The sequence below is a fragment of the Methanoregula sp. genome (assembly GCF_028679125.1).
Lineage (GTDB): Archaea > Halobacteriota > Methanomicrobia > Methanomicrobiales > Methanospirillaceae > Methanoregula.
Window position 1 is genome coordinate 107,951 of the sequence record NZ_JAJRCG010000001.1, and the last position, 21,516, is coordinate 129,466.

A 21,516-nucleotide genomic window follows, 5' to 3' on the forward strand; every position below is an offset into this window, starting at 1 on the left:
GATGCCGCTCGCAGAAAAGTTTGACAAGAAAGTCGAGGCAGCAGCCCTCCCCCCCAAGACAAAAGAACAGCTCCGGAAGTTTCTTGCCGAAAAGGAACTCACCGACGCGCAGTTCACGCAAATCCTTGATCGTGTCAACGCCGAGTACCTGAGCACCAGGATCGAGCCCTGCGAGGCAGTCGGTATCATTGCGGCACAATCCATCGGTGAACCCGGCACGCAGATGACAATGCGTACATTCCACTACGCTGGTGTGGCCGAGATCAACGTTACTCTCGGTCTCCCGCGTCTCATCGAAATCATGGATGCGAGGAAAGAGCCCAGTACGCCGACCATGACAGTCTTCTTAGAGCCCGAGTTCGGCATCGACCGTGACAAGGCACGAGAAGTCAGCTGGCAGATCGAGGCAGCCCCGCTCCACGAGTTCGGTGACATCACCACGGATATGGAGAACATGCACGTGGTCGTCCACCTGAACACCAAGGTCTGCGACAAGCGCAAGATCTCGCCCGCGGAGATCATGGAAGTCGCGCCCAAGAAGATCCGCGATCGCCGTCACTATCGTGACTTCGAGCACGACATCGACGAAGCAACTGCGACGATCATCTTCTCGCCCAAGGACAAGGAGAGTTACCAGAACCTCTTCCAGCTCGCCGAGCACGTCAGGAACGTGATCGTGCAGGGCATTGATGACATCCTCCGGGTCGTCGTCAGGAAAGAGACCGGGGAGTATATACTTTATACTGAAGGATCCAACCTTAAAGACGTATTTGATGTCGTTGGCGTGGACACCACACGGACCCGCACCAATAACATCAGCGAGATTGCGCAGGTTCTCGGTATCGAGGCTGCGCGAAACGCCGTCATCCACGAAGCGGTTTCCACGCTCAACGAGCAGGGTATCGCCGTTGATGTCCGGCATATCATGCTCATCTCGGACATGATGTGCATGGAAGGCGAAGTCAAGCAGATCGGCCGTCACGGTATCGCCGGCGAGAAGGAGAGTGTTCTCTCCCGTGCAGCGTTCGAAGTGACCGTCAACCACCTGCTTGACGCGGCCGTCGCAAATGAAGTTGATGAACTGAGCGGCGTGACCGAGAACGTCATTGTCGGCCAGCCGATCCAGCTCGGCACCGGCGATGTAAAACTGATCGCAGTCAGACAACACGACAATTAACTTTAGGAAACTTACGAGGAATTGTATATGGATTTTAATGCTTCACTCAGAAGAGCAATCAAGACAGGAAATGTAATTCTTGGCCAGAACAACACTGAAAAGTGCATCAAGGAAGGCAAAGCCCAGATGATAGTCGTTGCCGGCAACTGCCCGGCCGACTTCAAATCAAAACTTTCCACCTATGAGAATCTCTTCATCCACACGTTCGAGGGCTCCAGCGTGGCACTCGGAAAAGCCTGCGGTAAGCCGTTCATGGTCAGCACCCTTGCCATCGTGACTCCCGGCGAGTCAGATATTCTCTCTCTCAAGAGGGCGTAAGAAGGGGGCCTGCTATGGTCGAAGTGAAACTGACCGAAGACTGTATGCGCATGATCTCCCAGTTCGAGAGCCTGACCGGTGCGGGGAGCCGCGACTGCGTTGTGGATGACCGCAACGGGAGACTTATCTTCGTCATCAACCCCGGCGACATGGGGCTTGCAATCGGCAAGAAGGGTGCCTCGATCAAGAAAGCCTCGGAAGTCATGGGCAAGAAGATCGAGGTTGTGGAATACAACAGCAACGTGGAACAGTTCTTAAAGAACTGCTTCCTGCCGGCCCAGGTCACCTCCATTCTTTTCGAGGGCGAGGAAGACCAGAAGACCGCAACCGTGGAAGTCCGTGACGAGGACCGCGGGATTGCGATCGGTAAGGAAGGCAAAAATATCTTCAAGGCAAAGAAACTGGCGCTGCGCCAGCACAATGTCGCAGATGTCCAGATCCTGCAAAAACCGATAGATGGCCAGCCCGAAGGCGGGCAGGACCAGATGTAATTTTTCTTTTTTTATTTCCGTTGTAACGGACGGACGATATGATGCAAAACGGGTTGTTGTTTTTCCTGTTCCAATGAACATTCGCAGGTAATTTTTCATTACATAAAAAGGGTTGTTATGTTTGTCTTCGCCCATGCATTTCTCGGTGCCCTTATTGGCCTTGGGTTCTGGCACCTGTCTCATGACCGTCGGGCACTTCCCCTTTGCATCGTGAGTGCAATTCTGCCCGATCTTCTCGACAAGCCGCTTGCCCTGCTGTTCCCCGGCATCCTGGGAGCCGGCAGGACAATCGGGCATACCCTGTTCTTTTTTGGTATCGCGATGGTACTGGGATTCCTCCTCTGGCGATACCGGCATACCCTCCTTGGCGTGGCATGTGCGTGTGCGATCTTCTCCCACCAGATTCTCGACGAGATGTGGAATGGTCCCGCTGCCTGGTACTATCCCCTTATGGGGCCGTTCCCGAATGAGCTTCATCCGGACTATGTCATGTATTCGTTCTGGCGTGAAGTCTCCACACTATCGGAGTGGGTATTTGCGTATGCACTGGTGGTAGTAATCGCGGCGTGGTACCTGGGTCTTCCGAGACATCGTCAGGTTTTTCCGGCCGAACGAGGGATCACACCTGCCCGATTCATTGCGTTTCTCCTTCTTGCGGTAACAGGTATTGTCCTGCTCATTGCAGGGACAGGGTTTATTGCTGCCAGCTGTTTTGCCCCGACCTATGCTCCGGTTACGGGCGTGATGGCAGGGCTTCTGGCACTGGGGGGCGCGGCGATCCTTCTCCCCCGAAATGGAGTGTCCCCGTTTTCAGGAAATTAATGTCAGTATACCCGTGCCCTGAGAACCCGACGAATTTCCGGTATCATGATCAATTTCTCATGTGCAGGGGATACCATCTGCAAGACCTGGAAGGAATGGTGGTAAAACAGAAGACGGGCCTGGGGGGATTTGAACCCCCGGCATCCGGGTTAGAAGCCCGGCGCTATGTCCAGGCTAAGCCACAGGCCCACGGCTGTGTGCCTATAACGTTCGCGCTTTGGGATAATTAATCTGTTTCACTAAATCCGGGAAAACCCCCGGGTTGGAATGGCAAATAAATTTGGTAAAATATATTTGATCTAAGGGCGCATGTTCTTCACTAAAAAAAAAGAGGATTGTACCTATGAAATCTCTCAAAATTCTCTTGTGCCTGATGGTTCTGCTTCTCGTGGCAGTGCCCGTTACTGCCGACTCGTCAACTATCTCGTCTGTCAGTCCGACAGTAGTCTATAAGGGATCTCCCAATACGCTGACAATCACCGGTAATTTCAATACAAGTTCTGCGAAGGTGCTCCTCATGGAGTCCGGAGAGGATTCGAATGTTTCTGTAACCAGTTCCTCCATCAGCACTTCAGAGATTGTCTGCACGTTCAGCAGTTCCAAATTAAATGATGTTGATACAGGGACCCGGAAGCTTGTTATTATTAATGATGATGAATCTGAATCGAGTAATACCGTGTCTATCTCCATCCGGTCCCCAATCACCCTGACCTCCATCTCCCCAAAGACCGGACGGGCCAACAACGATAGTGTCAAGGTTACCATTGTAGGTACCGGTCTGTCAGATATCTCCAGTTTTTATCTCTATAATGATGAATACAGCAATATTTCTGCTTCGAGTGTTGATCCCGTATCCTCCACAAAAGTAACCGGGACCTTCGATCTGACGGACAAGGATGAAGCAACGTATGATGTGTGTGTCAAGGACGATTTTAAGACTACGGTATGCGATCTCTCATTCTCGATCACATCCGACGCTGTCGGCAGCATCGACGTTTCGTCATCCCCCAAAGGTGCCACACTTTATGTAGATGGTTCAAGCATAGGATCAACCCCCATCACCGTTGATGATCTTGATGTTGGGAAGCATCAGATCATTATCAAGAAAAGCGGGTACACTGATTATTCGAGAAGTGTAAAAGTCACGAACGGTGGCGTTACCACTGTGGATGCCAGTCTCGACATGATAACAACCGCACCCACCGCCACCTCAGTTCCGACCACCGCACCGACCACGATTAAAGTAACCCGAAAGTCCACCATAGTAACCTCCACACCCTGGCCAAGCGACACGCCGACTACTGCCGCCTCTCCGGTGGGTACCCTGGTGGTTGTCGGTGCTATTGGATTTACCCTGATCGCGGTCCGGAAACACTGATCCCGGTTTATCCATTAGGAATCAAGTCCCCTTTTTTCAACAGATTTTACTGAAGTATCTTCGTATCGGGATAGTGTAACCCCTTCGGACAATATATTACACCGCGGCGTTAAAATAATCCCATTTCCCACAAACTGAATTTATCCCTTGGCGGCTACTGATGTATCTCCTATAAGCCCCAGAGGGAGTAAAGTATGAACCATTCTTTCGTAATACGGTTTTCCTTGGTTATGGCCCTGCTGCTTGTCATGGCATTTCCTGCCAGTGCAGAGTCATCATCCATCTCATCCATCAGCCCGTCCGTAGCATATCTTGGAACATCAACAACAGTCACCATCACCGGTTCTGACTTTAACACGAGCTCCGTGAAAGTTAAACTCATACGGGATGACGAGTCCAACATCACGGCATCGGTCTCATCCCTGAGCAGCACAACGATCGTCTGCAAGTTCTCGATCTCGTCATCAAAAGAGACCGGCAGCTGGGATCTTGTTGTCGTGAACGAGGATGATTCGGAAGTCGTCAAGGTCGACGGATTCAGCCTGAGAAATGCGATCACCCTCTCCTCCATCTCGCCTGTCACCGGCCAGACCGATAACGAGAGCGTTGAATTTACCCTTACCGGTACCGGATTCTCCGATGTCGAGTCGGTATATCTCTATAATTCCGATTACGACAACGTGACTGCGAGTGTCGATGATGTCGATTCCACCGAAGTCACCGGATATTTCGACCTGGATGATATTGACGAAGATACCTACAAGGTCTGTGTCCTGGATTCCGCTGGAACCCGGAAGTGCGGGCTGTCGTTTGAGGTTACCACGGACCAGCTCGGTACTATCGACATATCCTCATCGCCATCCAGTGCAGCTGTCTATGTAGATGGCACGTACTATGGAACATCCCCCTGTACAGTTGATGAACTCACCGAGGGCTCCCATAAAGTCCTGATTGAGAAGACCGGCTATACTGACTGGGGAAAATTTGTCAAGGTAACCTCCGGAGGAACGACAACCGTGGATGCAGATCTCGTTGCGATAACAACCGCACCGACAACCGTGCCGACCACGGTTCCGACAACCGTACCCACTACCCAAAAAGCACCCCAGAATACTGGCGCCATGCAACAGCAGCAGACCCCCCCAAGTTCAACACCTGTACCTACGACAACAACACAAGAATCGCCCCTTGAAGGTGCGTTTGTGGTGGCTGCAATCGGTATCGGTATCCTGGCGCTCCACCGGAAATACTAACTTTTTTAAGACGCAGGCATCCTGCTTCATGAAGAAGCGATCGGATGAAACCTGTCACGGTCTGTTATCCCTGCTCAAGGGTTGTATGATGGAAGAGAAACTCTGCCCTGTGCGTCAGGGAGAATATTTTTGAACTATTCTCCGGTATGACTACACATTATTTATGAGATGTAATCCCGTTCCGGATGATTGCCGGCTCATCCGGACTGGTAACGGGAAATACCTTGCCCGTCTGGGATAATCGTAATCCGGTTTTCTGATTATTTTAACCCAGGCGATATACACAAAATATATCCTGATTCCATCCATTTCACGTCGCTTAATATGCGGGATGGAAGACGTATGATAAAAAAATTTCTCGTTTATATCGGCCTGATCATGACCCTTACAGTGGTGCTCCCGGCGTCGGTATCCGCGGTGGGAAACATCTCTGTTGCATCATCTCCGGGAGGAGCGGAGATCTACCTGGATGACTCGACTACCGGCCTGTACACGCCCGGGATCATCGAAAGCGTAACAGCAGGAACGCATACCGTCAAGCTGATGTTGACCGGGTATGAGACCAGTTCGAACACCGCGTACGTCACCGACAACCTGACCTCGACGATAGATACTGTGACACTCACCAACCTGACCAGTGAGGTATACTTCTACTCCTATCCCCCCGAGGCAACAGTCTATGTCGACGGGACAAAGAAAGGGTACACGAACGATTCGTTCACCATCGGGTATGGATCGCGTGAGATCGTGCTCGTCCTCGACGACTACGAGAACTGGTCCTCGACCCTGCTCGTCAACAGCAGCACGCAGTCCCTGACTGCTGAGCTGGAGTCCTCGGTGGTCAATGGCAGTATCTACTTCACCTCCTCGCCTTCCAACGCTGAGGTATACATATTCGAGGAATATTACGGTACAACCCCCCTGACCGTTGATGACCTCGAAGAGGGTTCGTACGATGTTATCATCTACAAGTCAGGGTATGAGAACTGGACCGATGTTGTCTATGTGACGGCCGGGGAGGAATACGATGAAGATGCAGATCTCGATGCAACGGAGACAACCGCTACCACGGCCGCAACAACCGTGACAACCGTCAGGACCTCGACTCCCGTCCAGACTATCGCCACGGTTGCTGCCGTGAAAACATATGATCTGACCACAACGAAGGTCAAATCAACGGTAACTGTGCCGACACCGTGGCCGACCGATACACCCACAGCGGCTTCATCCCCCCTCGATCCGCTCCTGATCATTGGTGCGGTGGGTATGGGCTTAGTCGTGATCAAACGGCACTGATCCGGGCCTCAATAAAAAAGAAATTTTTTCCGTGTCTTTTATTTCATCCCGCGTGGTAACACGAGGACTTGAGCACTTCGACTTCGGTCGGCTTCATCAGGCTCTCGTGGAACACTTCCTTGATCACGGAGGTAGAGCAGAACTTCACCTGCACCCGCGCGGACATGCGCTCCCTCTCCTCGTATGCCATGCCCCCGTGCGAGAACTCCACCACGCGTTTCATGGAGATGGCAGTGGAGAGAAGGAATACGCAGATCCCGGAATCGCCGGGAGAGAGATCCTCCACATCGATCGATGTCATGAAGATATGCTTGTCCTCGCCCGGCTCAACCCCGGCAATGGTCACGATGTTATGCGTGCTCTGCAATTCGATCGTTCTCGGCCTGCCGGATCTGAGATCCTTGATGATATCAGGCGATATGCTGGTTAGTGCGGCGCATCTCATGTCAGGTCACCCGTACATCGGCAGGTCTTTTTTGGGAGTCGTATCCGCGGACTGCTGCACTTCTTCGGCAAGTTTTCCCATGGTCTGTTCGATCTCCACGGCCTGTTCGATCAGCGGCTGGATGTCGAGGGCAAGGTTGTACATCTTGTTGAGCACGTCGATTGTGGCAGCGGCTGCCCGCGGGTCGGGAGCATTGATAGTCTCTCCCAGCAGCCCGATCGCAGGGATGGTGCGGGCCTTACATTCCGTGAGGAGGCTGGACGCGATCCCCGAGATGCTCCCGATCGGGAGGACGAGCGTATTGTCCTGGATCCGCTGGAGTGCTTCCGGTGTCGTGGCAACGCCAAAGACCCGTTTCTCCGGCTCATTGGTGACGATACCGGCAATGGTCAGGACTTCCTTAGGCTTGAAGGGTTCCAGCCACCCTATCAGGGCGCTTGCGATCTCGTAGCAGATCGGGGGGGCAATCGGGATATCGGCAACGATCGCGGTGATGGGAGTATCGCCGATATTTTTAGCGTATATGCGGACAGGATCGTTGATGAGTCCCTTGTTCATCATCGCCAGCGGCGGGAAGTAGCGGGAGTTCATGGAACCGATCTGCTCAAAATTGAGCTGGTCGACCAGGTACTGGAGGGCGATGGTGCCCACGAGCCCGCTTCCCGGGAATCCCAGGAGGACCGCCCCGTTCTCCGAAAGGGGACTGGATATGATATTGAGATCGCGCTTCTGGGTGATCTCCACGAGGTCTTCGTGGACAGAACCCAGTTTGGTGAGGATCTTTGTACAACACTCAGGAGTCTCTGCCGTCATTAGATTAACATACACAAAAGTACTAAAAAAGTGTATGCAAGAGTATCCTATAAAACGCGGGTTGACAAAAGATCTTGAGTCCCTGGCTGCCGCGGAACTGAAAGCCTGTTTCGGCATTGAACCCCAGAAGACCGACAAGGGTTTCCGGGTCGTGTTCGGTGCGCTGAAGCGACTGGATGTGTTCATAGGGGCCGGAGGGAAGTCCGTCATCATCGATACGGAATCGGACATCAGTGCAAGCGATGAGGTTATCATCGACACCAACAAGCGGTTCCGGAAATTTCTCGATGGGGTGACCGGGTTCTCCACCAAGGAACGGGTCAAGCGGGCCAAGAGCGTGGAATAAAGACTCCCTGGTTCTCTACACCCCGGCGTCATCCGGTGGGGCGGTACTGCCGGGAATTAAATCCTTTTCCCGGCGTGGTATGCCCCACATTTCCCCCCTTTGTGGTGACCGTTCTGTCCGTGTATCGGATCCCGGTCCGTTCCGGGGCCGGCTATGGCGTCAGCACGGTGGTTCATGGTTGTGAATTTTTGGCCGTCCAGACCACGGTTCATGATCTTTTTTTACTGGTCATCGGTATCCTCGTGATTGCAGCCATACGGTTCCGTCGTTACCGCTCGCGCGTTACCCTTGAGGAAGGCTCATTAATTCCGGTGGTGAACCGGAGGGTACGTGATTGATCATGCCGTTCTGTCCTGAATGCGGGAAAAGCGTAGCACCCAATGCAAAATTCTGCAGGAACTGCGGGGCATCATTATCGGAAGAAGCCTCCCCAGTACCTGCACCAGCGGCTGTTTCATCGGCAAGCACCCCAATTGTTCCGGCCTGCAGTACTCACATGAGCCCGGATGAGAAGACCAGCGGGAATTGCGATGTATTGGCATCCGGTACATCCCCTGCCCCCGCAGATCCGGCCGCTGCCCCGGGTAGCGAAGAGGTTATCGGGGTAATTGCCAATGCCCGCAAGATGAAGATGCTGGGAATGTCGTATGATACGTACAACATCGTCATCACGAACCGGCGCATGATCCTCTCCCGGCTCACCCAGGCGATGCTGAATGCAGCCATTGCCGAAGCACAGGCAAAGGCCAAAGCCGAAGGCAAGGGCTTCTTCGGTATCATGGGCGACCAGATGGCAGCCCAGTTCCAGTACGCACGGCGGTATGAGTCCATGGCACCTGATGCAGTCTTAAAAGAGACGCCCGGCAATACCGCTATTGAAAACGCAGCAGTTTCCGCGATTGATTTGCGCCTGTTATCGGATGATACCAACGCGGCTTACAGCGAATTCGCCATGACTATCAAATCCAGCGCCGGCAAGGCCGAATACCGTATCGGAGAAGATGACCGGTTTGTCACTATCCTGAAATCAGCCTACGGGGACCGGGTCCACATGCCCTTCGGGTATTTCCGGGCCGGTGGCGTGAAAATAAAATTTTTCTGATCTTTTTTTAAAGCAGGGAACCGCTGGTGTTTCCTTGTTCACCGGTTACAACACGGGTGGGATTCGATCTCACCTTTTGGAATCCACCATAGTATCATTACATTACCGGCAGACCAACGAAATACCGGGTCACCTCAGCCCCCGATAAGAACGTGTGACACAGGAAATGAAGATCCCTGAGATCTTTACTGCGCCGTGTAGCCGGAGCGGATCGTCAAGGATCCTGACAGAACCTGAGATGAATACCTGCCATTTACTGCCGGTATCGTTTTACCAGGGAGAACGCACCGGCCACGGCCGGAAGAACGATCCATACACCAACAGGTGATTGTTTTGTTGCAGCCGGTGTCGCAGTTGTCGTCTCCAATACGGTACCAGTAACAACCGGGACCAGAGTTGCAACTGTTGTTACCGTGGTCTTAGGCACCGGGTTGAGCGATGCGGCCACAAATATCGTATCGGAATCGGCATCAGAACCGCTGACCCCGGTGAGGGTGAGCCCGTACAGGTAATACTGGTCCGCAACAGCGATCCGCGATCCGTCCCTGCTGACTGCCAGTGTCCGTGGCTGAATGCGGCTGTCGAACGACCGCTTGGTCAGGAGATTACCGTTGTGATCGAAGACAAAGAGGGTACCGTCATTTGCGCCAGCGGCAACAACCGCACCGTTTCTCGAAGTGGCCACCGCGTTTGCCCACTGTCCGGTCGAGTACGTCCAGTGGGTCTTGCCGTACCGGTCAAGGCCGCGGACGGCATTGTCCTGGCTCCCGACAACGATGAGCGAGCAGTCCTCACTACAGGCCAGATCATTGATGGTATCCTTGGTTACCTCGGCCTGCCAGTTCAGCAGGCCTTTCCGGGTATGCGAGGAGACCCGGGAACCCCCGGCCGTGATGATGGTAGATCCGTCATCTGCAATCTGGATATAATCGTCGAGGCTTCCTGCACGGGGGTCGGTCCAGACCGGCTCAAGGTCGGGCGCGAAGAAGCGTATTCCAGCATCCGTGGTAACAACCACCAGGTCGCCCGAGGGGGCGATGGCCATCTTTTTTACTATATCGGTCTTGTTCCTGCCATAGAAGTCACCGTTGGTGGCCCACGAGTTGTAGTTGCCCTTGTCGTCAGCGGATATGACAAAGGAACCATTTTTCGATACGGCAACGGCCTTGATCTGCCCATCCATGTTCCGCGACCAGATCTGCGAGCCGCTGGTGTTCAGCAGGGTGATCGTGCTGCCCGAACTCGAGACAATGTACTGGCCATCGGCGCTCATGGCAGCAATGAACCCGACCTGCCCGCCCCAGTGTGCATCCCCCTCCCAGTTCCGGACCAGCAGCTGGCTGCCCCCGGAAAAGACTTTCGATGCATCCGGTGTTATCGTGACCCCGGAGAAAACATTGTCTGCGAGGATCGGGGATTGTTTCCAGTCGATCCCGAGACTTGTTGCGGCCGCGGTGCCAACGAGGCATGCGGAGAGAAGGAGAACTACTGCCAGATACCTGTTCAGGAAGCCGGTGCGCATGGAATATCCATGAATCGTATCATGCACCGGGTTATCTTATTTGTGGAACCTCGCGGTTATACGCATGGAAGATCCGCTGGATATTCCGGTCTGATGCACGGGAAAATGGTCAGGAAAACCGGCTAATTGAAAAAAAGGGATGTCTGATTATTCAATAATAATCGCCGGCTTGAACGGCAGTGCGGTCAGTGCCTTGACCAGGCCGCTTCCTTCCGCCTCAACGATGTGGACCGGCACGCCGAATTCCTGTTCGAGGAATGCCTTGGCGGAGTCGAAGACTGCCTTCTCGTTGATAGGTTCGCGTGCGAGCGGCTCGACCACGTACGGGGGCAGGCGGTGGATGAGGGTCGTGCACTGCTTGGCTGCATCGGTTGCTTCCTTGCCGCGCTTCCGCATGTTCTCGTCCTTCATGATCTCCTTGATCACGCTGTTCCTGTCGCTCGCTGTTGCGATCATGCGGAAGATATCGTGCTTCCATGCAGGGGCAAGGGCGATGGTGATCGACTTGGGCGTGATCTGGATCAGCTTCCGGATCGACTCGATATCCTCGACCGTCCGGGCAAGGAGTTCTTCGGCCAGCTCGATCTTCTCGTTGACCAGCTTCTTGTCCGCAACCGGCCACGGGGCGAACGAGATGAGTCCTTCTCCTGCCATCTCTTTCCAGAGGTGTTCGCCCGTGAACGGGATGAACGGGGCAAGGAGCCGGGTCCAGACCGAGCAGAGGGTGTGGAGATCCCTGCTGCCATCGCAATCCTTCGGCATGCGCCGGCGGTACCACTTCAGGTCGGTCTCGATCCCGAAGTATGCCTCCTGCAGGGCCTGTCGGGTCTGGAAGTTGTCCAGCGCCTCGGTGGTCCTGGCAATATGCTCCTGGAGCCGGCTCATGAGCCAGCGGTCGATGTCGTGCGGTTCGCCGCTCGCGTCCTTTATCTCCATCACGGTGTTGTAGAACCGCTCGATCTGCTTTTTCGTTGAGAGGACGAGCTCGTTCCTCCAGTCAAAGTCCTGCCATGGCTCGGCGCTGCCCATCAGGAACATACGGACGGTGTCGCCGCCGAACTCGCTGACCGCGTCTTCGAGCAGGAAAACATTGCCCTTGGACGAGGACATCTTGGCGCCGTTCAACAGGCCCATGCCGAAAACGACCATGCCCTTGGGGAGGAATTTTTTCTGTCCTTCAAAGACCGTGCAGTGGTGGAAGATCTGGAAGGTCAGGTGGTTGGAGATGAGATCCTTTGCCGAGAACCGGAAGTCGTACGGGTACCAGTACAGGAACTCCTCCCGCATGGCGTCGAGTTTCTTCTTCTGGGGGAGATCGTCTGACTTCTTCCCGAGGAAGATGTAGTCGAAGACCTCGGGGGTGAGGAGCTTGGGGTCTATCTCACGGATCTTATGGGCGATGGTGTAATACGCCATGTAGACCGTGGAGTCCGAGAGCGGCTCGATCAGCTGCTGCTTGTCCCACGGGAAGCGGGTACCGAGGCCGACACGGCGGGTGCAGGCCCAGTCCTTGAGCCAGTCGACCGTGCGGTCGAACTCGACCCGGACTTCGGGGGGCACGAGTGCCATGTCCTTTAAGTGGTCCGAGACTTCCTGCTTCCACGCGGGGTCGCTGTACTTCAGGAACCACTGGTCATGGAGGATCTTGACCTTGACCCGGTTGCCGCACCGGCAGATGACGGGGCGCTGGTCGAACTCGTACATGACGACCGAGTCGTACTTTTCGGTCATGAGTTCGGCAACTTCGTCGCGGGCGATCTTCACGGGCTTGCCGCCGTACTGTGCGAAGAGCTTGCCTTTCGAGAACTCCGCGGAGTAGATCTCCTGCGTGAGGGCATCCATCCGGCTGTCCATCTGGTTTGCGATTGCAGCCTTCTCGACTGCGAACTGGGCCGGGACTTCGCCGTATCCCTCGACCTTGATGAGCGGGATCGGCTTGATGGTCGTGTACTTCCCTGCCTGCTGGAGGTCGCGGAGGGCAATGTAATCGAACGGGGCGTGGGCGGGGACGCTCATCACCATGCCGCTTGCCATGTCGGGGTCCACGAACTCCGCGGGGAGGATCGGGACCTCGCCGCAGAGCGGGTGGCTGACCTTCTTATCAACAAGGTCGCTTCCCTTGATCTCTTCCCTGATCTCGACCGTGTGGTCCTGGAGGACGAGTTTCTCGGCCGCCTCTTTCGAGATGATCCAGGCCCTGCCGTCCACGAGCGCCTTGACGTAGGTGACCGTCGGGTTGGCCCAGAGGTTCGTAACCCCGTGGATGGTCTCGGGCCGGAGGGTTGCGCAGGGGATGAACGCGTCGCCGAACCGGAACATGACGAGCGTGAACTTGATCACTTCGGCCTTGTCGCCTTCAAGGAGATCGTGGTCGCCGACCGGGTTGTCGTCTACCGTGCAGTACCGCACCGGGTGGACACCCTTGATCACGTGCCCTGCCTCGTACAGGTGCTTCCACTGCCATTCGATGAACTTCGAATAGGTCGGGTCGACGGTGATGAACCGGCGGCGCCAGTCAATGGAGAGACCGCAGGCGGTCATGACCCGCTGGTACTCGTTGGCAAAGTGCTTGACAATCGTCAGCGGGTCGGTGAACTCGTCGAGAACATTCTGCGGAACGCGGTAGAGATCGCGGTACAGCCGGATCGTCTTCTCGTCCTTGTTGGCGATCCGTTTCGAGATACCGACTACGGGTGCCCCGGTGACGTGGAACGCCATCGGGAAGAGCACCTGTTTTCCCTTCATCCGCTGGTACCGTGCAACAACGTCCGGCACAATGTAGGTCCTGCCGTGCCCGACGTGCATGGCGCCGCTCGGGTACGGGAAGGCAACGTTCAGGTAATACTTTTCGAGTTTCGAGGGGTTGGACTCAAAAGAATGTGTCCACTTCTCGTGCGCTTCTTCTTCGAATGCAGATAGATCGAACTGGCTCACAGACATGCACCATCCACGAAAAAATTATACCGGTCTTAACTTGATGACCTCATTGTTCGTATAGCGCCGGATCATTTCCTGCGCAATGCTGGAATTCTTGGCAAGATGGATCTCGCCGGTCTCGTTCACGGTTGCGGTGAAGAGGTATTCTTTGCCGGCAAAGACGTCCACGATCTTGCCGCTCTCGCCCGGGGCAACGATCGTGAGCTGTTTCTTGTCGGTCTGGATCTTCAGGCCTCCGCCGAGATTGAACTCCTCGTCGTTCTTGGGCTGGACCTGTTGCCGGTCGAACTCGGAGCGGGGCTTGATGTCGATCCCGATGCCGAGCTTGTTGACAATGGCGGAGATGTTCTTGCCGCCCTTGCCGATTGCGGCGGGGACATCCTTGTCATCGATATAGACAACGGCTTTGGTGTCGGAGAGCATCTGGACGTCCACAAATCCGTCGGAGTAGCGCCCGATCTCGCGCTGGATCTCCTTCTCGTTGAGTTTCCACCCGGGCCGCTCGTCGCTCTCCTTCTCCCGCTCTTTCCGGGCGGGTTCGGGAGTTGCCTGCGGTGCCCGCATGGACTCGTGGGTGTTGACCGGCTGGCCAACGTTCTGCACCTGGATCCCTGAACGTGCAGCGGGGACCGCTGCTGCCTGCGGGACGACCATTACCGGCATGACGATGGTCTGGCCATCGTACCGGAAGATATCGAGCACGAGTTCGCCCGTCTCGTGGTCGGTGACCGTGGTGACGGGCCGGAGGTGTACCTCGCCGCCCATCCCCTCGGGGACCTTGATGGTGAACGCGACGTCGTACACTTTCGTGATGACGCCCTGCTTAAGGAAGATGATGGTGTTGACGACCTGCGACAGGACCGAGAAGTCTACCCGGTCGGAGAAGCGCTGGACTGCGTCCTGCACGCCATTGGCGTGGATGACACCGACCATGCCGAGGCCGGCCAGGCGCATGTCGGAGAAGACACTGAAGTCCTCGGCCTTCCGGAGCTCGTCGAAGATGACGAAGTCGGGGCGGACGAGCAGGAGGACGTCGGCGGTGTTGGCCATGCTGCCGTCAAGCATCGTGTACTGCGTGATCTGGTCCGGGACCTGGAGTTCGCGTGGGGCTTCCATGGTCTTGACAACAAAGCCGCTTTCTGAGAGGTATGTTGCAACGCTCTGGGCGAGCGTGGTCTTGCCGCCACCCGGGGCGCCGACGATGAGCATGCCCCGCTTGTCGCTCGTGATCCTCTTCGTGATGATATCGGACTTGGTGTAGTCCTTCAAGGTCACGTCAACGATCGGGCGGACCGCGGTGATCTCCATGCCGTCCGAGAACGGCCTGCGGGCAATGGCGATCCGCATGGAGCCGATCTGGACGACCGTGATGCCGCGCTTCTCGACTTCGATGAAGCCGTCGGGGTCTCTCTTCGCCCGCTCAAGAATTTCCTGGGCCATCATCCGGAGCTCGTACTCGCTTGTGGGAGCGTCGCGGATCTTCACGAGTTTCATGTCGTTGATGGAGCCCTTCTTGGCCATCGGGCTGATCCGTTCCTTAAGGTACACCGCAATCGTGTGCTCGTCAAAGAACTGGTCGATGGCGAGCGGGACAAAATCGGTTACCTGGGGTTTTAAGTAGATGACATCGAGCCCCTTGGCCCGGGCCACCTCGGCCTGCACGTTGTCGCTCGTGATGAACCGTGCCTTGTTCTCAATGGCGATACTGCGAATCATCGCGTCGATCTCGCCGCCGCTTGCAAGCTTTACCTGTTCAAGCGTGGGGCGGATACCGGAGAACTTCAGTTCAATGGTCTTCTCTTCGGCCATTTTGCACAGCGACTGGAGCTCGTTGAGGCCCGAGAACCCGATCTCGCGCCCGTTGTTTGCCTGCGCCTCGAGTTCAGCAATCACTGCTTCCGGGACGATTATTGTTGCACCCTTGTATTCACCGGCTTTTATCATCGATGTTATGCGCCCGTCAATAAGGACGCTGGTATCTGGTACTAAAATCATATGATATCCTCTTTCGTTATGGTCTTCTATGGTATGCTATACTATTCTCGTGGGAGAACGCAGCACGCGCTCCCTGTTTGTGTGCCAGCTACGTTGTTACGACGTGCAGCACATATTATTCAACGATGCAGCATCGTTGATGTGGTAGATATAGTACCACAGGGTTTATAAGAGTAAGGGGAGGCAAAGGTGGTGTCAAATCCTGAAAGAATGAGGCACGAAAAAATTTGTCAAAATTTTCGAGTTGCGGTCCCGAACTATGAGAATGGAGTAGGGGGATTTAGTAAATTTTGAGAGGGGTAAAAAAAATCTCGTTTCGAGAAACGATAATTTCGATTTTAACCTATCGTTTTTATGTGAGGCTATTTAGGTTAACAAAAATCTCCAAAAAATTTACATAATTTTATGTATTGTTATTTTAAAAGGTAGTCAACTGGAGTTCTTCTTTCATGAAAGTAATTCGTTTGAAAGCGAAAAATTGGAGAAATTTTCAGGATGTTGATATCTCTCTTCAAGATATCACATTTTTAATAGGTCCAAATGCATCTGGCAAATCCAATTTTATTGATATTTTTAGATTTTTACATGATATTGTCGTAATTGGCCTTCAAAAAGCTATTACCACTCGTGGGGGAATGTCCAAAATTCGTTGTTTGTCCGCGAGAAGATATCCAGATATTGAGATTGAAATCCATTTAGGGGAACGATATGACCAATCACCAACGTGGATTTATTCTCTACGGATCATGCAAGAAGGCCGCAGAAAACATCAACATTTGGTGCGTTCAGAAGTTATTGTTAAAGAGGGAAAGCGGATTTTAAACCGACCTGATGATAAAGATAAATCAGATCGAGAAAAATTATCGCGGACGCATCTCGAACAAATGCAAGTTAATGATGCGTTTCGTCCAATTTTCCAATATTTTGAGACATTTAAGTACTTTCATGTAATCCCTCAATTAATTCGAAATCCTCAAGCATTCTCCGGCCCGGGAATTCCTGAAGATCCATATGGGCAACATTTTCTTGAATATTTGGCGAAAACAAATCCGAAATTAAGGAAAAATCGTTTAGATAAGATTCAGGATGCTCTACGAATTGCTGTTCCAAGATTACAAGAATTATCTTTTGTAAAAGATGAACTTGGCTTTCCACATTTAGAAGCTCATTATGATCATTGGCGGCCTAAAGCGGGAAAACAAAGAGAGGATCAATTTTCTGATGGCACCTTAAGGCTTATTGGACTCTTGTGGTCAATTTTAGATACGAGGGATTCTTTACTATTGCTTGAGGAACCTGAATTATCATTAAATTCTGGAATTATTCAAAATTTAGTTCCAATTATATATGAAATTCAAAAGAAAAAAACAAAACCTAGCCAAGTGGTAGTCAGTTCGCATAGTTGGGAATTATTATCATATTCCGGAATTCGAGGGGATGAAATTATTATTTTTAATCCCACGCATGAAGGAACGGATATAAAATTAGCATCTGATATTAGAGAAATTCGGAAATTATTACAAAGTGGAATGCTTCCGGCAGATGCCATTTTCCCTGTAATATCTCCAAAAAATATTGGGACACAATTAACGTTATTGGAGTTTTGAATGGAAAAAATTCCAATTAATATTGTTTGTGAAGATGATTGTTCCGAGGCAACAATAAAAAAAATTATTGCTATGCGATCTGATTTGGAAATAGGTACAATTTACAAAAAAAGAGGAAGAAACTACATTCAAGAAAATATCAATTTCTTCAATGAAGTTGCTGAAGTCACACCATATATTGTGTTCTCAGATTTAGATTTCGATACATGTGCTCCAAATTTAATAAGAACATGGCTGAGAAAAGAGAAACATAATAATCTTCTTTTTCGCATTGCAGTACCCGAAGTAGAAGCTTGGTTAATTGCCGATACCCAAAATTTTTCAAGATATTTTGAAGTACCAAAACAAGAAATTCGACAAGATGTTGAATTGTTATATGATGCAAAAAAATATCTTTTTCATATCATCGGAAAACATTGCAAAAAAGACATTCAAACTGATATTTTGCCGAAAGGAACGTCAACTGTCGGAAAAGGGTATAACAAACGTATGTTAATTTATATTTCGCGATATTGGAATCCGATGAAAGCAAAAGAAAATTCAGATAGTTTGGATCGTTGTATTAACAGGGTTTTAGAATTCTCACCTTCAATTGAATAAGGGTATCCCCCAATCGCCCCCCATTCTCTCAATAAGTGGATCAACTATCTTAGATTAAACCCCGGTCCATACCCCATCTCACTCATCACCCGCCCCGTCACCTTCAACACCGGCTCCCCGGTCTCAGCAACCGTCTCCTTCTTGATAGCGATCCACTCTTCGTCCGCGAGAAATGCCTTCCACTGGCGATCCATTGTCGCGACATCAGGCCAGCGCAGGATATAGATGAACTCAAAGTCCACAACCGACGTACTTTCCCAGAGCGCAACAAACTCGAAACCGTACCGCTTCATGATCCGCATTGCGTGGTTCCTGAACCGGTTATGGAAGACCTCCTTCTTGTCGGGCGCGACCTCATAGATACGAATCTGGTAGACACCACGGGAATTGTTCTGCTCGTTCGTCATGATTTGTACTCCAGTATCACGCTGCAAAAGATTCTCAAAAGGGATAGCAGTGCAACGATGATGTATCTTATCGTGTGATGGCGGACCCCCCCTCCCGTACGTGGGGGGGGGGTCTCCCGGATACCCCCCGGCTCAAAAACGCCCCGCCTCAGCAGATGTACAGACGGCAGACCCGGCTCTACCGGTGATTTCCCGGAACCCCCCGGCCCCTGATCGAAGGGGGGTCTGGTGCATACCCCCCCACCCCCATGCAGGGGGGGTCTGATCGATTTGAAAAAAAGTGGAGGGGGGGTATGCCGGACACCCCCCTCCTCAAAAATGGGAACTGTGCATTATTGCACACGGATTTTTCAGGCCCGTGTATCCAAGGTCCGGGGGAGCGGTCGTTTCGAAGGCTTCCCAGAAATGATCACGGGGGGTCTGATCCGGCCGGAGGGGGGGAGGGGTATGCCGGATACCTCCCCCCCATGGGGGTGGGGGGGTCTGATCGATTTGAAAATAAAAGGGAGGGGGGGTATGCTGGATACCCCCCTGCATGCCAGCTCCCGGCATCGCCGTTCCATATCGCAGCCCGGATCCCCGCACGCGTACCTGAACGTCCGGGTACCTCAGATCGGGACACCCAGGCGCTGCTGACTGCATTCCTCGACAGTATCGGTCATGGTATTGTAGGACAAATTCCTGTTGTATGCGTCCCGTACCAGAGGAATTCTCTTGTTCTCTCTTGCATATCCCGCACTGGTAGCGTCATCTTTTGTCGCTTTGAGGATGTTATACTTGTAGTTCACCGCACACACCCCTTTCGGGTCCGGAGTATTCTGCATGCAGGTGGTAAACGCCAGCTGGGTGGTTACATCGGAGATAACAGGGGTAGCAGCCAAACATACATTAGCCGCATTGAAAAATGCCGTGTCCGCAATTGCCGCCGTGTCCGGTTCCGGGGCTGGTGCGGATGTCGGCAGGGGGGTAACTGCGGGGGTCGGCGTTGGAGTATACGTGACCGCCTGAGTGTTTTCAACCTGACCAACCGGACCAACCGGCGTGTTACTGGTACTCGTACAACCACTTATAGCCGTCATCAGGACGACAACTGCCATCATTACCATGAGAACCGATGAACCTTTCATGTTCCTTTAGATCGACTGGGGGACGATAAACTCTTGGATTGGGGACCCGCTGCACACACGGTCTCACTCTCCTCTGGTATCCAACGTCCCGACCGTGCTGACCTTCGTTGTCGCGCTGATCATCTCAACGGTTATCATTTACTACGTTGCAAAATTCTTCGGTGCAAAGGACAGTCTGACCACGGCCGTCCTCGCTGCACTGATCGGCACCGCTGTGTACACGATCTTTTATTACGTGCTGGGCCAGGGGCTGCTGCCGGTATTGCAGAAACTGTACACGATCGGCTGGCTTCGGGCCAAAAAAGAGTATTTCCCTTTTAGAAAACTCCTGACAGGAAACCCCAGACCTGGTCTATCAGGTTGGCGGATGCTGTAGTTTTTGTGTTCTGTCCGCTGGTCAACGGGTTCGGTGTTTCCGAAACCAGGTTCGATTGTACGGGTACGGTATCACCGGATCCGGCCGGGTTAACGGTTGAGGGGAAGATCACGATCGTGTCATCGACAGCCGGATCTTCGAATACCTGGACAAGCGCTTCGTAGGCATCGTTGCCCTGCAGGCTCCCGGCCCCGCGAATCTTGAATACGCGTGTACCATCTGCATTGGTGTTGTCCTTGAGCATCCGGTTCAGGACCCAGCCGTCCGCTGTGTTTCCTGCGGTATTGTTGGCCAGGTAAATATCAAAGACATTGTTCAGCATCGGGTGCTGGACGACAACATGGAATTTGCCATCTTCCAGTCCGGTCGTTGCCCTGTCGAGATCCAGGGAATAGGATCCGGCGGGATTCGGGTGGACAATTACCTGGTCTGCGTAACCCGCCATGCCGGAACCCGGCGCACCAATGATCCAGATGGCCACACCGGGACCCGGGTTGCCTTTTGCGGTACCGGAGATCGTGATCGTGTTTCCCTTCATGACAACCGAGAGTGTCGAGAGATTGCCCTCCGGGGACTCGATGTTCGCCGGCCTCGCCATGATGAAGGAGACCCTGGCGTACTGCGTGTCGTTTATATGAGGGAGATCCCGGGGCGAACCGGCTGCAAACACCTCGAACATGCCGGCATCAATGAGGGCCTTCTGGCTGTTCCATGTATATGACCATTGGTGATCCGCACCGACACTGGCTGCCAGGAACGTGGATGCATTGTTGTCGATAACGGGGGAGTTGCCCGGATGTGTACTCTGGATCTGTGCTCCCTTCGCGTCCAGGTTGGGCCCGGTGATAAAGAGATACGTTGTACCGGAACCGGTGTTGGTGCCGGAGAACGTGACCGTATCTCCTATGGAATACCTCCCGCTTTTAGGCTGGGTTATGGTTACGGATGCATTGCTTCCGGTTCCTGCCGGGTTCCCACTGGTGGATGTGTCCATGGCGGCCACTTGAGCGTTTGCCGGTCTTTTCATGATGAAGGTAACCGTATCGAAACGCGTACTGTTGACATGCGGTAAATCCCGTGGTGTACTGGCTGCATAGACCGTGTACACTCCGGCATCGATGAGCACGTTCTTCGTATTCCATTCCCAGGACCATGTGTTACCTAGAGAACCCCTGATGGCGAGGAACGTGGATACATTGCCATCAGTAACGGGAGAATCGTGCGGATTGGTACTCTGGATCTCTGATCCTTTCGTGTTCAGGTTGGGCCCGGTAATAAAGAGGTACGTTGTACCGGAAGCGTTGTTGGTACCGGAGAACGTGAGTGTATCTCCGATAGAATAAGCCCCCTCGTTGGGCTGGACGATTGTTACGGATCCTCCGTCTCCGGTGGATCCCGCGACCGGGATTATCGCAGCCAGGATCGACAGGCATACTGCGAAAAGTACAAACAGGTTTTTCTTCATAAGTATTCCCGGGATCGTTTTCTCCTGCAAGGTAATAAG

The 21,516-nt window shown here is 53.1% G+C and carries 21 protein-coding genes and 1 tRNA gene; 13 read left to right on the top strand and 9 right to left on the bottom strand.

Annotation, left to right across the window (positions count from 1 at the left end):
- Nucleotide 1 precedes the first annotated feature (1 nt).
- The 4 genes from rpoA2 to LUQ43_RS00630 all read left to right on the top strand — a co-directional run bounded on the left by rpoA2 (nucleotide 2) and on the right by LUQ43_RS00630 (nucleotide 2,808).
- Entirely contained in the window at nucleotides 2-1,177 is a 1,176-nt protein-coding gene (gene rpoA2, locus LUQ43_RS00615; protein WP_299962708.1) for a DNA-directed RNA polymerase subunit A'', read from the top strand.
- A 27-nt stretch (nucleotides 1,178-1,204) separates the two neighbouring features.
- Complete coding sequence (locus LUQ43_RS00620; protein ID WP_299962710.1) at nucleotides 1,205-1,495, top strand: 50S ribosomal protein L30e; 291 nt, start codon at nucleotides 1,205-1,207, stop codon at nucleotides 1,493-1,495.
- Between the two features lie 14 nt (nucleotides 1,496-1,509).
- Complete coding sequence (locus LUQ43_RS00625) at nucleotides 1,510-1,986, top strand: NusA-like transcription termination signal-binding factor (protein WP_299962712.1); 477 nt, start codon at nucleotides 1,510-1,512, stop codon at nucleotides 1,984-1,986.
- Nucleotides 1,987-2,103: 117 nt separating this feature from the next.
- The gene (locus LUQ43_RS00630) at nucleotides 2,104-2,808 is read left to right on the top strand and encodes a metal-dependent hydrolase (protein WP_299962714.1); all 705 of its coding nucleotides are present in this window, start codon (nucleotides 2,104-2,106) and stop codon (nucleotides 2,806-2,808) included.
- A gap of 114 nt (nucleotides 2,809-2,922) precedes the next feature.
- Here the strand turns inward: LUQ43_RS00630 and LUQ43_RS00635 are convergent.
- Nucleotides 2,923-2,997 (bottom strand) — tRNA-Arg (locus tag LUQ43_RS00635).
- A gap of 154 nt (nucleotides 2,998-3,151) precedes the next feature.
- Between LUQ43_RS00635 and LUQ43_RS00640 the strand changes: the two genes are divergently transcribed.
- The 3 genes from LUQ43_RS00640 to LUQ43_RS00650 all read left to right on the top strand — a co-directional run bounded on the left by LUQ43_RS00640 (nucleotide 3,152) and on the right by LUQ43_RS00650 (nucleotide 6,735).
- Nucleotides 3,152-4,186 (top strand): PEGA domain-containing protein, encoded by a 1,035-nt coding sequence (locus LUQ43_RS00640; protein WP_299962716.1) that lies wholly within the window; start codon nucleotides 3,152-3,154, stop codon nucleotides 4,184-4,186.
- 194 nt (nucleotides 4,187-4,380) lie between these two features.
- The gene (locus LUQ43_RS00645; RefSeq protein ID WP_299962718.1) at nucleotides 4,381-5,439 is read left to right on the top strand and encodes a PEGA domain-containing protein; all 1,059 of its coding nucleotides are present in this window, start codon (nucleotides 4,381-4,383) and stop codon (nucleotides 5,437-5,439) included.
- Nucleotides 5,440-5,781: 342 nt separating this feature from the next.
- The gene (locus tag LUQ43_RS00650; RefSeq protein WP_299962720.1) at nucleotides 5,782-6,735 is read left to right on the top strand and encodes a PEGA domain-containing protein; all 954 of its coding nucleotides are present in this window, start codon (nucleotides 5,782-5,784) and stop codon (nucleotides 6,733-6,735) included.
- 43 nt (nucleotides 6,736-6,778) lie between these two features.
- Here the strand turns inward: LUQ43_RS00650 and LUQ43_RS00655 are convergent, their stop codons facing one another.
- A complete protein-coding gene (locus tag LUQ43_RS00655; protein WP_299962723.1) occupies nucleotides 6,779-7,180 on the bottom strand; it encodes a DUF473 domain-containing protein in 402 nt (133 codons plus the stop codon).
- Between the two features lie 6 nt (nucleotides 7,181-7,186).
- Nucleotides 7,187-7,993 (bottom strand): proteasome assembly chaperone family protein, encoded by an 807-nt coding sequence (locus LUQ43_RS00660; RefSeq protein WP_299962725.1) that lies wholly within the window; start codon nucleotides 7,991-7,993, stop codon nucleotides 7,187-7,189.
- 34 nt (nucleotides 7,994-8,027) lie between these two features.
- Between LUQ43_RS00660 and LUQ43_RS00665 the strand changes: the two genes are divergently transcribed.
- The 3 genes from LUQ43_RS00665 to LUQ43_RS00675 all read left to right on the top strand — a co-directional run bounded on the left by LUQ43_RS00665 (nucleotide 8,028) and on the right by LUQ43_RS00675 (nucleotide 9,441).
- The gene (locus tag LUQ43_RS00665; protein ID WP_299962726.1) at nucleotides 8,028-8,339 is read left to right on the top strand and encodes a DUF5611 family protein; all 312 of its coding nucleotides are present in this window, start codon (nucleotides 8,028-8,030) and stop codon (nucleotides 8,337-8,339) included.
- A gap of 119 nt (nucleotides 8,340-8,458) precedes the next feature.
- The gene (locus tag LUQ43_RS00670) at nucleotides 8,459-8,677 is read left to right on the top strand and encodes a hypothetical protein (RefSeq protein WP_299962728.1); all 219 of its coding nucleotides are present in this window, start codon (nucleotides 8,459-8,461) and stop codon (nucleotides 8,675-8,677) included.
- A 2-nt stretch (nucleotides 8,678-8,679) separates the two neighbouring features.
- On the top strand, nucleotides 8,680-9,441 hold the full coding sequence (locus LUQ43_RS00675) for a zinc-ribbon domain-containing protein (RefSeq protein WP_299962730.1): 762 nt from the start codon (nucleotides 8,680-8,682) through the stop codon (nucleotides 9,439-9,441).
- Nucleotides 9,442-9,694: 253 nt separating this feature from the next.
- Here the strand turns inward: LUQ43_RS00675 and LUQ43_RS00680 are convergent, their stop codons facing one another.
- From LUQ43_RS00680 to LUQ43_RS00690, 3 genes are all read right to left on the bottom strand, one after another.
- Nucleotides 9,695-10,963, bottom strand: coding sequence for a WD40 repeat domain-containing protein (locus LUQ43_RS00680; RefSeq protein WP_299962732.1), 1,269 nt, complete (start codon nucleotides 10,961-10,963; stop codon nucleotides 9,695-9,697).
- Between the two features lie 147 nt (nucleotides 10,964-11,110).
- Nucleotides 11,111-13,903 carry a leucine--tRNA ligase gene (gene leuS, locus LUQ43_RS00685; RefSeq protein WP_299962734.1) on the bottom strand — a complete coding sequence of 931 codons (2,793 nt, stop codon included), beginning with the start codon at nucleotides 13,901-13,903 and terminating at the stop codon, nucleotides 11,111-11,113.
- Between the two features lie 18 nt (nucleotides 13,904-13,921).
- Nucleotides 13,922-15,895: a PINc/VapC family ATPase gene (locus LUQ43_RS00690; RefSeq protein WP_299962736.1), complete on the bottom strand. Its 1,974-nt coding sequence runs from the start codon at nucleotides 15,893-15,895 to the stop codon at nucleotides 13,922-13,924.
- 449 nt (nucleotides 15,896-16,344) lie between these two features.
- Between LUQ43_RS00690 and LUQ43_RS00695 the strand changes: the two genes are divergently transcribed.
- Both LUQ43_RS00695 and LUQ43_RS00700 read left to right on the top strand, forming a co-directional pair.
- Entirely contained in the window at nucleotides 16,345-17,502 is a 1,158-nt protein-coding gene (locus LUQ43_RS00695; protein ID WP_299962738.1) for an ATP-binding protein, read from the top strand.
- The gene (locus LUQ43_RS00700; protein WP_299962740.1) at nucleotides 17,503-18,102 is read left to right on the top strand and encodes a hypothetical protein; all 600 of its coding nucleotides are present in this window, start codon (nucleotides 17,503-17,505) and stop codon (nucleotides 18,100-18,102) included.
- A gap of 44 nt (nucleotides 18,103-18,146) precedes the next feature.
- On the opposite strand, the gene LUQ43_RS00705 is transcribed toward LUQ43_RS00700, so the two are convergent.
- Both LUQ43_RS00705 and LUQ43_RS00710 read right to left on the bottom strand, forming a co-directional pair.
- Complete coding sequence (locus tag LUQ43_RS00705; protein WP_299962742.1) at nucleotides 18,147-18,509, bottom strand: NIPSNAP family protein; 363 nt, start codon at nucleotides 18,507-18,509, stop codon at nucleotides 18,147-18,149.
- Nucleotides 18,510-19,117: 608 nt separating this feature from the next.
- Entirely contained in the window at nucleotides 19,118-19,636 is a 519-nt protein-coding gene (locus tag LUQ43_RS00710; RefSeq protein WP_299962744.1) for a hypothetical protein, read from the bottom strand.
- A 94-nt stretch (nucleotides 19,637-19,730) separates the two neighbouring features.
- Between LUQ43_RS00710 and LUQ43_RS00715 the strand changes: the two genes are divergently transcribed.
- Nucleotides 19,731-20,012, top strand: coding sequence for a hypothetical protein (locus tag LUQ43_RS00715; protein WP_299962746.1), 282 nt, complete (start codon nucleotides 19,731-19,733; stop codon nucleotides 20,010-20,012).
- Here the strand turns inward: LUQ43_RS00715 and LUQ43_RS00720 are convergent.
- Nucleotides 19,954-21,477 (bottom strand): hypothetical protein, encoded by a 1,524-nt coding sequence (locus LUQ43_RS00720; RefSeq protein ID WP_299962748.1) that lies wholly within the window; start codon nucleotides 21,475-21,477, stop codon nucleotides 19,954-19,956. The genes LUQ43_RS00715 and LUQ43_RS00720 overlap by 59 nt on opposite strands.
- Nucleotides 21,478-21,516 lie beyond the last annotated feature (39 nt).